We start from the raw sequence: 12,178 nt of genomic DNA, 5'->3' as shown, positions 1-12,178 counted from the left end.
CTGTGTCTCTCAAGGTGGTCCAATCTGCTTGGCGAAGTTCACATCTCGTACCGAGACCGCCGGTACGCTCAGGCCGTCACCGGCACTGACGCTGACCCCGACACCGTATGAGGTCTCCAACAGCCGTAGCCGTTGCAGACCGGGGCTGCGGTTGAAGACGTCGGCCATGCCGTGTGGCGGTCCGATGGCCACGATGGCATACGGACTGGTGATCGGCTGATTGTCGACCAGAATGCCGCCCCCCGCCTGCCGGATGGTGACCCCCGGCCCGACGCGCACCCCGCCGACCGAGATCGCTTCGGCGCCACTGACCCACAGCGAATTGACCACGAGTTGCAGATCCCGGTCGAGGATCACCTGCTGACTGCCCGCCACGCGTTGCTTGGACACGTCGCTGAGATCCTTCGACATGCCGGGATCGGTCACCGTGACGGTGAGGCCCGGACCGATCATCGGCGTCGCGGCGGCGGCGATGTTGGCCGTGTCGAGGTTGCCCAGCAACTGTTGACCGTTCTCGTCCATACCCAGCTTGGCGCGTCGCTCGGCGTCCACCTGATCGGCCAGCTGGTCGCGCATCGCCCCGGCGTGTCGGGTGCTGGCCTCGGCGGCCCGCACGCGGCCTGCCAGCGTGTGCTGCGCCTGCCGGGCGGCGGGCGCGGCGATGTCGGCCTGCGCGGCCGCCACCGCGAAGACCGTGGTGATCGCCAGGGCGGCCAGCACCTGCCAAGCCCACTCTCGGAGCCGGGGCCGCGGTTTGGCGCCTGCCTCGCGGGCGGCGTGCGCGGCCGCGTACCCGGGATCGAGGTGCTCGGAGAGCAGCGACCGCAGCAGCGACGGCACCGGTATACGGGTCGGCGCCTGTCTCTTGTGGCTGTTGAGACCTGCGCCCGAGGCGTAGCCCCCGAGCGAGCTGCCCTCGGCGCTCACGCTCATCGCGCCTGCCTCGGCAGGCGGCGCACCACCAAAACCACCTGAATCAGGTAGAGCACGGCCGACCACAGGTACAGCGCCATGCCCCAGATCAGGAAGGCCCAGCCGCAGTACAGAATCACCCTGCTCCACAACGCATCCCACTGTCCGAGCAGAACCAGGGGGAACCCGGACATCAGCGCGAAGGTCGCCGCCTTGCCGATGTAGGTCACCGGCAGTGCGGTCAGCCCGCGGCTGCGCAGCACCGGCAGGGTGGCCGCCAGCACCACGTCGCGTCCGATCAGCGTGGCCACGAACCACCACGGCACCACGCCGTAGAACGCCAGCGCTACCGGCGTGGTCACCATGTAGATCCGGTCCACCAGGGGGTCCAGCAGCTCGCCCAGCCGGGAGGACTGGTTGGCCATCAACCGGGCGATCTTGCCGTCGGCCCAGTCGGAGAACCCGCTGAACATCAGCACGGCCACCGCCCAGCCGTTGGCGTGCACGCCGAACAGCAACCACAGGAAGACCGGCACCAGCACCAGGCGCAGTGCACTCAGGACATTGGGCACGGTGAGTATCCGGTCCGGCGCCGCGGTCACGTCCGGGGGTGCGCTCCTGCCCTCGGGAGCAGGCGCGTTGTCCATGGCTAAAACTTAGCGGAACACCCCGGGCAGGCTCAGTGCAGACATGGTGTCGTCATTGAGCGGGTTGTCGTGGACCATGTACGTCCACGTCGAGGTGGGGCGGGCCAGCTTCGACAGGTCGATGCCCGGTTCGTCCTCGATCGAGTCGGCGGTGTCGAAGGTCTGCTGGGCCGCTTCGATGGCGTCGGCGGCCAGAGAGGCGAACGCGTCGACCGCCATCCGGTGGAACTCATCGAGCGGGTTCTGCCGGCCCAGTGCCCGCAGATGGATGCTCTCGCGGATGTCGGCCAGGTACGCGAGGTGCTCGCACCAGCCGCGGTCCAGGTGGTACAGCATGATCAGCCGGCAGATCTTGACCAGCTTCTCCTCGCCGTCCTCCCCCAATTGCTCGACGAGGCTGTCATAGCGTTCCGGTGAGCGTTCCTTGAGTTCGTCGCGTGCGGTCTCGGTGCGCAGCAGGGTGTCGCGGCGGTCCACGATGATGGCGCGCTGCTGGGCGATCAGCTGGTTGTAGCGCCAGGTGTTGGCGTGCACGTCGAGCAGCCTGCCTTCGGCGACCCGTTGCGCATGGTCGAGCAACCCGGCGGCCTTGGGGCTGATGATCCGGCCGTCGTCGTCGGTTTCCATAGGCAGCTTGCCGCGGTCCAGGTGGGCCGCCACCACCTCGTCCTCCCAGCTGGAGAAGAACACCGACGAGCCGGGGTCGCCCTGGCGGCCTGCCCGGCCGCGCAGCTGATTGTCGAGTCGCTCGGTGTGGTGCCTGCCGGTGCCGACGACGTGCAGGCCCCCGAGCTCCGCCACTTTCTCCTTCTCGGCGGCGTCGTCGCCCACTTCCGAGCCGCCCAGGCGGATGTCGGTGCCGCGGCCGGCCATCTGGGTGGACACCGTGACCGAGCCGAGCTTGCCTGCCTCGGCGATCACCGCCGCCTCTTCGGCGTCATTCTTGGCGTTGAGCACCACGGCGGGCACCCCGGCCTTGACCAGCTTCTCGTGCAGCGCTTCGGATTCGGCGACATCGTGGGTGCCGACGAGGACCGGCTGTCCGGTCTCGTGCACCTCCGCGATGTGCTCGACGATGGCGTCGTTCTTGGCCGCGGCGGTGATGTACACCCGGTCGGTTTCGTCCTCGCGGATGTTGGGCGTGTTCGGCGGGATCGGCGACACGCCGAGCTTGTAGAACTGGCGCAGCTGCTCACCGGCGGCCAGCGCGGTGCCGGTCATGCCGCACACGGTCGGATACCGGTTGATCAGCGCCTGGACGGTGATGGTGTCGAGGACCTCGCCGGTCTCGGTGGTCTCGATGCCCTCCTTGGCTTCCACCGCGGCCTGCAGGCCGTCGGGCCAGCGCTGCAGCGACGCGATGCGGCCACGCGAGGAGTTGATCAGGTGCACGGCGTCGTCCCGCACGATGTAGTGCACATCGCGCTGCAACAGCACATGCGCATGCAGCGCGACGTTGACCTCGGTGAGCGTGGTGCCGACGTGCTCCTCGGAGTACAGGTCGATGTTGCCCAGCCGGGCTTCGAGCTTGCGCGCGCCCGCATCGGTGAGATGCACGTTGCGGTTGTCGTCGTCGGTGTCGTAGTCAGTGCCCGGGGTGAGTTCGCCGACGAGCCGGATGATCTCGACACGCGGCTGTTCGCGGTGGCTGGTTCCGGCCAGCACGAGCGGCACCAGCGCCTCGTCGACCAGCACCGAATCGGCCTCGTCGATGAGCGCGACATCGGGGTTGGGTGACACCAGGTCGGCGACATCGGTCACCAGCTGATCGCGTAGCACGTCGAAGCCGATCTCGTTGACCGACGCATACGTGACGTCGCACTCGTAGGCCGCGCGTCGCTCCTCGGCCGTCGAATCCTCGGTGATCCAGCCGACGGTCAGGCCGAGCGCCTCGAGCAGCGGGCCCATCCATTCGGCGTCGCGTTTGGCGAGGTAGTCGTTGATGGTGATGACGTGCACGCTGCGCCCGCCGATCGCGTAACCCGCGGCCGCGATCGCGCCGGACAGCGTCTTGCCCTCGCCGGTCGCCATCTCGACGACGTCACCGGCCAGCATGCGCAGCGCTCCGAGCAGCTGCACGTCGAACGGCCGCAGAGAGGTCGTCCGCTCGGCAGCCTCGCGGGCGATCGCCAGGAACTGCGGGATGTCGGCGGCCTCGGCCAGGTCCTCCAGCTGCAGCAGCTTCGCGGCCTTGGTCAGCTGCTCGTCGTCGAGGTCGGCGGCCTTCTGTTCGAACTTGGCAGCGCCTTTGACCTCCGAGAGCGAACGGGCCTCGTTGCGCTCGGTGGTGGCACCCAGTAGCTTCCAGAACTTGCTGCTCAAGCGCCCCGGTTTGGCGCTGGACGTCTTCGGCACATGTTCACGTTACGCGGAGGTGGATTCGCCTCGGCCACGCCCGTGGCAGCATTGCGGAGTACCTTGCCCGCATGGAGATGTTCAGCCCCACACTCGACTGGGGCGGCGAACTCGTCGCCTCGCTCAGGTGGATAGCCATCGCGTGGCTCATCGCGGCGGTCAGCACGCTTGTGGTGGTGACCGCGGTCGGTGCCCTCACCACCTGGGGCCGACAGTTCTGGCGCATCACGGGCGCGTATTTCGTCGGCCCCGGAGCTGTGAAGGTCTGGCTGTGGCTGGCAGGGATCCTGCTGTCGGTGATCGTCGGCGTGCGCCTCGAGGTGCTTTTCAGTTATCAGGGCAACGATCTGATGACCGGTGTCCAGGTCGCCGGTCAGGGCCTGGCGGCCGGCAATGACGCGGTCAAACAGTCCGGTGTGCATGGCTTCTGGACGGCGCTGGGCATCTTCTGCATCCTCGCGGTCATCTACGTCGCCCGGATCATGCTCGATCTGTTCGTCATGCAGCGGTTCATGCTGGCCTGGCGGACATGGCTGACCGGCAGACTCACCGGCGACTGGCTCGACGGCAGGGCCTACTACCGCAGCCGCTTCATCGACGACACCATCGACAACCCCGATCAGCGCATCCAGTCCGACATCGACATCTTCACCGCCGGAGTCGGACCACTGCCGAACAATCCGAACAACTTCAGCAAGAGCACGCTGTTGTTCGGCGCCATCGACGCCGTGGCATCGGTCATTTCGTTCACCGTGATCCTGTGGAACCTGTCCGGCGAACTCACCCTGTTCGGAATCACGATGCCGCGGGCCATGTTCTGGATCGGCTTCCTCTACGTGATCATCGCGAGCATCGTGGCGTTCTGGATCGGCCATCCGCTGATCCGGCTCACCTTCAACAACGAGAAGTACAACGCGGCTTTCCGGTACGCCCTGGTCCGGTTGCGCGACGCCGCCGAGGCCGTGGCCTTCTACCGCGGCGAGGCCGCCGAACGGCTGCAGCTGCAGCAGAGGTTCGCCCCCGTGGTCGCCAACTACCGCCGGTTCATCAACCGGTCGGTGAAGTTCTACGGCTGGAACCTCTCCATCTCCCAGATCATCGTTCCGCTGCCGTGGCTGCTGCAGGCGCCGCGGTTGTTCGCCGGAGAGATCAAGCTGGGCGACGTGTCGCAGACCTCGTCGGCGTTCACCAACATCCAGACGTCGCTGTCGTTCTTCCGTAACTCCTACGACGCGTTCGCCGGCTGGCGCGCGTCCATCCTGCGTCTGCACGGGCTGGTGGTCGCCAACGAAGAAGGCAGGCAGTTGCCCGAGCTGACCGTCGAGGTGGGCGACGACTGCCTCGTCGAACTCGAGAACGTCTGCATCAACACGCCCACCGGCGAGCCGCTGATCGAGAACCTGGACCTGCGCCTGAACACCGGCGACACCCTGATCGTCACGGGCCGCTCCGGCGCGGGCAAGACCACCCTGCTGCGTTCGCTGGCTCAGCTGTGGCCGTACGCCACGGGCACGTTCCGCTGCCCGCAGGGCGTCGAGGAGACCATGTTCCTCTCGCAGATGCCGTATGTCCCGCTCGGCGATCTGCGTGCTGTCGTGTCCTATCCGAAGAAGCCGGGCGAGATTCCCGACGAAACTCTCTTCTGGGCGTTCGAGCAGGTCTCGCTGCCGCAGTGCAGCAAGCGACTGTCCGAGGTCGCCGACTGGGCCAAGGTGCTGTCCCCGGGCGAGCAGCAGCGCATCGCCTTCGCCCGGGTGCTGCTGACCAAACCCAAGGCCGTCTTCATGGACGAGTCCACCTCGGCGCTCGACGAGGGCCTCGAATACATGCTGTACGCCCTGGTGCGCAAACACCTGCCCGACACCATCCTGGTCAGCGTCACGCACCGCAGAACCGTCGGCCAGCATCACGAACAGCACCTGGAGCTGCTCGGCGAAGGGCGTTGGCGGCTCGGCGAGATCGACCCGGAGTGCAAGACCGACCCCGCGTTGGTGGACCAGCAGTAGCCGCGGTGCCGGGTAGGTTCCCGGCATGGAGATGTTCACCCCGGCGCTGGACTGGGGCAACGAGATCCTCGCGTCGTTGCTGTGGGTGGCCAAGGCGTGGGCCATCAGCGCGGTGGTGATGCTGGCAATACTGGCCGCGTTGGCGCGCATCACCACGTGGGGCCGCCAGTTCTGGCGGATCACCGGCGGGTATTTCACCGGGCGCCAGAGCATCACGGCGTGGGTCCTGCTGGCGGTGCTGCTGCTGTCGGTGCTGGTCTCGGTGCGGATGGACGTACTGTTCAGCTATTACGCCAACGATCAGTCCTCGGCTCTGCAGGTCGCCTTCGAAGGGGCGGGGGCGGGTAACGAGGCGGTCCGCAATTCCGGTATCGCGGGCTTCTGGCGCTCGATCCTCATCTTCGCGCTGCTGGTGGCCGCCGACATCACCCGCACATTGCTCGACGTGTATCTCATGCAGTACTTCATCATTCGGTGGCGGGTGTGGCTCACCGACCACCTCACCGGCGACTGGTTCGGCGACCGGGCCTACTACCGCGCCCGGTTTCTGCCGTCGTTCGGCGGCGAGCCCGTCGACAACCCGGATCAGCGCATCCAGCAGGACATCGACGTGTTCACCACCGGTACCGGCCCCGAGACCAACACCCCTACCGTGGGCACCGCGCAGACCCTGGTGTTCGGTTCGGTGAACTCGATCGTCTCGGTCGTGGCATTCACCCCGATCCTGTGGAATCTCGCTGGGCCGCTGACGCTTTTCGGTGTCACCGTGCCCAAGGCGTTGTTCTGGATCGCGCTGTTGTGGGTGGCGGTGACGACCGTGGTCGCGTTCTGGATCGGTCGTCCCATCATCAGGCTCACCTTCCGCAACGAGCTCACCAACGCCGCGTTCCGCTACGCGCTGGTGCGCATCCGCGACGCCGCCGAATCGGTGAGCTTCTACCGCGGCGAGCACACCGAACGCGGCACTCTGGCACTGCGTTTCGCCCGGATCATCGCCAACTACCGCAGGCTGGTGCGCCGCGGGGTGGCGTTCCTCGGCTGGAACCGGTCGATCAGCCAGATCATCTCGCCGCTGCCGCTGATGGTGCAGGCGCCGCGGTTGTTCGCCGGTGAGCTGAAACTGGGCGATGTCATGCAGTCGGCGGGTGCGTTCGGATCGGTGCAGAACTCGCTGAGTTTCTTCCGCGCGGTGTACGACGCGTTCGCCGGATATCGCGCCGCGATCATCCGGCTCGACGGGCTCGTCACCGCGAACGAACAGGCAAGGGCGCTACCGAGATTGGCGAGCGGGCCGACCGTTGACGACGGCCTTGCCGTCGACGCCGTCGAGGTGCGTTCACCGAGCGGCCAGCTGCTGCTGGAGCACCTCGATCTGCGCCTGGGCAGCGGTGAGGCGTTGCTGATCACCGGCCCGTCGGGGACGGGTAAGACCACGCTATTGCGCAGCCTCGCACAGCTGTGGCCGTTCGGCTCCGGCACTGTCCGGTTTCCCGACGAGCGCGACGTGATGTTCGTGGCCCAGTTGCCGTACGCCCCGCTCGGTGACCTGCGTGCGGTGGTCAGCTATCCGTCGGCGGCCGGCACCTTCGGCGACGACGCCATCACCGATGTGCTGGCGACGGTCTCGTTGGGGCACTTGACATCCCGACTCGACGAGGAGTCGGACTGGTCGAAGGTGCTCTCCCCCGGCGAACAGCAGCGCATCGCATTCGCCCGGGTCTTGCTGGCCGAGCCGCACGCTGTGTTCCTCGACGAATCGACCTCGGCGCTCGACGCCGGGCAGGAGTTCGCGATGTACACCGCGCTGCGCACCCGGCTGCCCGACACGATCGTGGTGAGCGTCAGCCACCGCGACACCGTCGAACAGCATCACGACCGGCGCCTCGAATTGCTGGGCGCCGGCCGTTGGCAGCTCACCGAGCTGCGCACCCCTGCCTGATCAGCGGGCCGCCGCGTGTGCCCCGGCCCGGCGACCGAAGAACGAGCCCTCCCCCAACTGCGTGCCGCTGGCGTAGCCCTTGCCGTCGTGGGCGATGTTGCACGCGCACGCGCCCGCGGCGTACAGCCCGGGGATGGGACTGCCGTCCGCCCGCAGCACCTCGCCGTCGATGGAGACCGAGAGTCCACCCATCGTGAAGCCCGAGTACATCGCGCGGCCCAACGACAGATCGAATACCGCCCACGGCGCTTTGTCCTGCACCGCAACATATTCGGGCTGCTTGTGGAAGTCCGGGTCTTCGCCATTGGCGGCGTTGGCGTTGTAGCGCTGCAGCGTGGCGGTGAGCTTGTCCTCGGGCAGGCCGAGTGCACTCGCCATCTCCGAAATGGTCTCGTAGCCGTCGATGAACTTGATCAGCGGTAGTCCGGGCATCTCCATGTGCGCCTCGTCGACGATGAGATACGCCACCTGATCGGGTTGTTCGAGCACGAACGCCGAAGTCCGGGAGTGGTAGGAGTCTTCGGCGACGAACCGCTCGCCCTGGTTGTTGACGATGATGCCGGTGAGCAGAATCTCGGGCGGGTACGCCGCGGCAGTGATGAACAGCTGGTCCATGTTGAGCGCGACACCGCCTGCAGACACGCCCATCCGGATGCCCAGCCCGTCGTCGTTGGGGTTGCCGAGAATGTACGGCGCGACCAGCCCGTGATGCTTGGTCCGGCGCGGCTGACCCAGGGCGGGCGTGTGTTCGGCGACCATCTCGGGATTCATCGCAAATCCACCGGCGGCGATGATCACCGACTTCGCCTTGACCACACCGGTTTCGGCGAAGTGCTTCCACTTGACGCCGACGACGGTGCCGTCCTTGGCCACGACGAGGTTGGTGGCGCCGGTCTCGTAGCGGATCTCGACCCCGAGTTGCTCGGCACGCTTGAGCAGCAACTCGATGACCATCGCGGCGCCGCCGACCTCGCCGGGAACGGGCACCGAGTGACCGCGCGGGGCCGGCTTGGCCTGCTCGATGAACGGCCACACCTTCTCGTTGCCGGTGTAGGAAAGGCCCTCGGTACCGGGCGGCACCACGATCTTGCCGGGATAGAAGCTGCGTTCGAACTGAAAGCCCAGCCCCTCAAGCCAATTGAAGTGCTCGACGCTGCCTTCGCAATACGCGCGGATCTTCTCCAGATCCGGGTGCTCGGACACCGCGACGAGATACTTGTACATCTCCTCGGCGCTGTCGGAATGCCCGGTGGCTTCCTGCACGGCCGTACCACCACCGAGGTAGAAGTGCCCACCGGCCATCGAGGTGGTGCCACCGGCGCCGCCGGCCTTCTCCAGCACCAACACCCGCGCCCCCGCGGCGGCGGCGCTGACCGCGGCACAACCTCCCGCAATGCCGAAGCCGATCACCACGACATCGACCTCGTCGGCGGCTGACGTGACCTCCGCGGCGTCGAGGACGTCGGGAATCTGCGTCATTTCGGCTCCTCGCGCAAGCGCTCGTCGGTCATAGCTGCTCCTCCTTCACATAATCGAAGAACGCCCGGATCTCGGGCGGGATGTAGGCGATTTCCAGGTAGGGCACGCCGGGCGCGGCGAGGTAGGCGAAGCGCATGCCGCCGGGCATGGTGCCTTCGCAGACGGCGGGGGTGTCGTCGCGCTCGGCGGCACGCAGCCTGGCGTCGAACGATTCGGCGTCGGGTTCCTCGACGCACACGTGATGCAGCCCCGGCCCGTGGGCGTCGAGGAACTCGGTGTAGATGCTGTCGCCGCGGATCGGGGCGATGAGCTCCAGTTGCGTATCACCCGCGTAGCTCAGCGAGATGTCGGCGACGAAATCGGCAGGCCGGCCGCGATAGGTGCAGGTGTCGGGCGCAAAGTGCACGGCGGGCAGGCGAATCCACCGGCGCGCACCCAGCATCGTGGTCAGAGCCGCCTCCGTGGCGTCCAGGTCCGCGGCGACCCACGCGATCTGGACAGGTGTCTGATTGAGCATGTTGCTCAGAGGATAGCGCCGCACGGACGGCATGGCGAGAACGTGTTCTAGTTTTGCGACTCGCCCAGGTAGAAGCCGCGGCAGCGGTCGGCCGCCGCACGCGCCCACTGCGGATCCAGCCCACCGTCCACAGCGGCGCGGTGCCAGCCCTCGGCAGCCTCGGTCACGAACGTGCGGCCATCCTCGCCCATGGACCACTGCTCGAACGCCGCGGGGTCCACGCGCTCGCCGGTGCTCAGGTGAATGGTCAAGCCGCACATGCCGAGCTCCCAGCCGATGCCGACCGCTCCCGGGCCGTATTGCTGCCAGATCGGGTCGTCGGCGCGCGCGATATGGGCGAGTTCGAAACGGGACCGCTCCGCGCCGTCGTCGAACACCCGGACCTCGATCCAGCTGATGGCGCCGTTGAACTCCCAGGTTGCGGTGAATTCCCGCGGCGGGTCGCAGCTCAGCACCGTGCCACCGGCGTTGCCCTCCAGCTGATAGCGGCCACCCACCTCCAGGTCGCCGCTGATCGGCAGGAACCAGCGCGGGATGCGTTCGGGGTTGGTCAACGCATCCCAGAGGTCCTCGGCGTCCGTCGGATACGTCTGACCGATCGTGACGACGTGCGCCTCGCCCGCCTCCAGCACGCGCCCACCCACGTTGCGGCGCGTCCTGTTCATCTGATGGCTGACGTCAATCATGTTGTACCTCTCCCGTTCTCCGCTGTCGTTTGCCGCGCGCAAGTTCGGTCGCCAAGGCGTCCAGGTGCGGGGTCCAGAACCGCCGGAAGGTGCCCAGCCACTGGTCGATATCGCGCAGCGGGGCGGTGTCGACCGAGTACAGCCGACGTTGACCGTCTGGGCGCACCGAGGTGAAACCGTTGTCGCGCAACACCTTCAGGTGTTGCGACACGGCCGGCTGGCTGATCGCGAACTCGGCCTGAATGGTGGCGCCGATCGCACCGGCCGTCAGCTCGCCGTCGGCGAGCAGTTCGAGTATCCGCCGCCGTACCGGGTCCCCCAGGACGTCGAAGGCGTGCACACCCGCCAATATAAAAGGCTCAACTTATATAAGTCAACGCTGTTATATCAGGCCGCCAACATCTCGACCAGCAATCCGATCTGGACGTCGAACGCCAGGCCCGGGTCCGTCAGCGTGTCGGGACCGTATTGGCCGAACACCTCCAGGCTCACGGCGCCGACCAGCGCGGCCCACAGCAGGAAACACTTCGCCAGAATGCCGTCGCTTCCGGGGAAGTCGAACTCGGCGCGCAGGCGCTCGAAGTCCGCCGAGAGCGGTTGTCCCACAACGACACCCGAGTCCGTCAACTCGCCCGTGACCATCGCGGCAGCCACCGCCGAGAAGAGCGCACCGACGACGCGAGTACCCGGCCCGACGGTACGTTCGGCCGGCGCGTGATAGCCGGGCACCGGGCTGCCGTACAGCAGCGCCCAGCGCGCAGGCTGATCGATCGCCCACCGGCGCACGGCCCGCGCCATCGCGGCAATCCGGGCCCGCCAGTCCGATTCGGCGGGCACATCGGCGGCGGCCCGGTCCACGGCATCGGCCAGTTCGCTGTACGCGTCGACCACCAGCAAGGTGAGCAGGTCATCGCGGTTGGCGACGTATCGATAGACCGCCGAGGACACCATGCCGAGTTCGCGGGCGATCGCGCGCAGCGACAGCCCGGCGGCACCCTCGGTGAGCAGATGCCTGCGCCCGATTTCTATGATCGCGGCCTCGATCCGCTCGCGGCCTTCTTGACGCTTACCCACGACAGCAGTCTGACACAACCGAGATCAGTGCTCTTGAATTTTCACCGCAGCCGTGTCACGCTATGAATCGAGAGCGCCGCTCTCGTTTCGAGACCTCAGGAGGTTCACCATGACCACGCGATACGACGCTCCCGGCCCGTTGGCCCGTGCAGGCAACGATCTGATCCGGCGGCTCGCCGAAGCCGGTGTGAGCATCGCCGGCACCACCGCACTGCGCATCCGGGGCCGGCGCACCGGGCAGATCCGATCGGTGGTGGTGAACCTGATGACGTTGGACGGCAAGGACTATCTGGTGTCCCCTCGCGGCGAGACCCAGTGGGTGCGCAACGCCCGAGCCGCCGGAGTGGTCGAGACCGGCCCACGCTGGCGGCGTTCGACCCGACGGCTGGCGGAGCTGCCCGACGACGCCAAACCCGCGCTGCTGCAGCGCTATCTCGCGCGCTGGTACTGGGAGGTCAAGGGGCACATCGCCGGTTTGACGCCGCAGTCGTCGGACGCCGAACTGAGGGCCGCGGCCCCGTCCATCCCGGTTTTCGAACTGCTCGACTGAGGCTGTGCCGCAG

General features: G+C 67.2%; 11 protein-coding genes. 3 read left to right on the top strand and 8 right to left on the bottom strand.

Features of this window, described 5'->3' with window-relative positions:
• Window positions 1-9 precede the first annotated feature (9 nt).
• The 3 genes from RMCB_RS06475 to secA2 are packed head-to-tail and all read right to left on the bottom strand — an operon-like array spanning window position 10 to window position 3,914.
• A complete protein-coding gene (locus tag RMCB_RS06475) occupies window positions 10-933 on the bottom strand; it encodes a DUF881 domain-containing protein (protein ID WP_062828131.1) in 924 nt (307 codons plus the stop codon).
• On the bottom strand, window positions 930-1,559 hold the full coding sequence (locus tag RMCB_RS06470) for a CDP-alcohol phosphatidyltransferase family protein (RefSeq protein WP_029366169.1): 630 nt from the start codon (window positions 1,557-1,559) through the stop codon (window positions 930-932). Before RMCB_RS06470 ends, RMCB_RS06475 begins: the two co-directional genes overlap by 4 nt.
• Before the next feature lie 9 nt (window positions 1,560-1,568).
• Window positions 1,569-3,914, bottom strand: coding sequence for an accessory Sec system translocase SecA2 (gene secA2, locus RMCB_RS06465; protein WP_062828130.1), 2,346 nt, complete (start codon window positions 3,912-3,914; stop codon window positions 1,569-1,571).
• 71 nt (window positions 3,915-3,985) lie between these two features.
• On the opposite strand from secA2, the gene RMCB_RS06460 reads away from it, so the two are divergent.
• Window positions 3,986-5,920, top strand: coding sequence for an ABC transporter ATP-binding protein/permease (locus RMCB_RS06460; RefSeq protein WP_029366171.1), 1,935 nt, complete (start codon window positions 3,986-3,988; stop codon window positions 5,918-5,920).
• Window positions 5,921-5,945: 25 nt separating this feature from the next.
• On the top strand, window positions 5,946-7,859 hold the full coding sequence (locus tag RMCB_RS06455) for an ABC transporter ATP-binding protein/permease (RefSeq protein ID WP_062828129.1): 1,914 nt from the start codon (window positions 5,946-5,948) through the stop codon (window positions 7,857-7,859).
• Here the strand turns inward: RMCB_RS06455 and RMCB_RS06450 are convergent, their stop codons facing one another.
• Genes RMCB_RS06450 through RMCB_RS06430 form a run of 5 tightly spaced genes read right to left on the bottom strand, consistent with a single transcriptional unit; the run spans window position 7,860 to window position 11,615 of the window.
• Window positions 7,860-9,338, bottom strand: a complete 1,479-nt coding sequence (locus RMCB_RS06450; protein WP_062828128.1) for an FAD-binding protein — start codon at window positions 9,336-9,338, stop codon at window positions 7,860-7,862. It abuts the gene before it with no gap.
• Between the two features lie 28 nt (window positions 9,339-9,366).
• On the bottom strand, window positions 9,367-9,855 hold the full coding sequence (locus RMCB_RS06445) for a VOC family protein (protein ID WP_062828145.1): 489 nt from the start codon (window positions 9,853-9,855) through the stop codon (window positions 9,367-9,369).
• Between the two features lie 47 nt (window positions 9,856-9,902).
• Window positions 9,903-10,541 (bottom strand): SRPBCC family protein, encoded by a 639-nt coding sequence (locus tag RMCB_RS06440; protein WP_062828127.1) that lies wholly within the window; start codon window positions 10,539-10,541, stop codon window positions 9,903-9,905.
• Window positions 10,534-10,881: an ArsR/SmtB family transcription factor gene (locus tag RMCB_RS06435; protein ID WP_062828126.1), complete on the bottom strand. Its 348-nt coding sequence runs from the start codon at window positions 10,879-10,881 to the stop codon at window positions 10,534-10,536. The genes RMCB_RS06440 and RMCB_RS06435 overlap by 8 nt, the downstream gene beginning before the upstream one ends.
• A 47-nt stretch (window positions 10,882-10,928) precedes the next feature.
• Window positions 10,929-11,615 (bottom strand): TetR/AcrR family transcriptional regulator, encoded by a 687-nt coding sequence (locus RMCB_RS06430; RefSeq protein ID WP_062828125.1) that lies wholly within the window; start codon window positions 11,613-11,615, stop codon window positions 10,929-10,931.
• A gap of 109 nt (window positions 11,616-11,724) precedes the next feature.
• Here RMCB_RS06430 and RMCB_RS06425 point away from each other — a divergent pair, with 109 nt between their 5' ends.
• A complete protein-coding gene (locus RMCB_RS06425; protein WP_062828124.1) occupies window positions 11,725-12,165 on the top strand; it encodes a nitroreductase/quinone reductase family protein in 441 nt (146 codons plus the stop codon).
• Window positions 12,166-12,178 lie beyond the last annotated feature (13 nt).

This window comes from Mycolicibacterium brisbanense, from assembly GCF_001570425.1.
Taxonomy (GTDB): Bacteria; Actinomycetota; Actinomycetes; order Mycobacteriales; family Mycobacteriaceae; genus Mycobacterium; species Mycobacterium brisbanense.
This window is presented reverse-complemented; position numbering and strand designations above follow the sequence as displayed.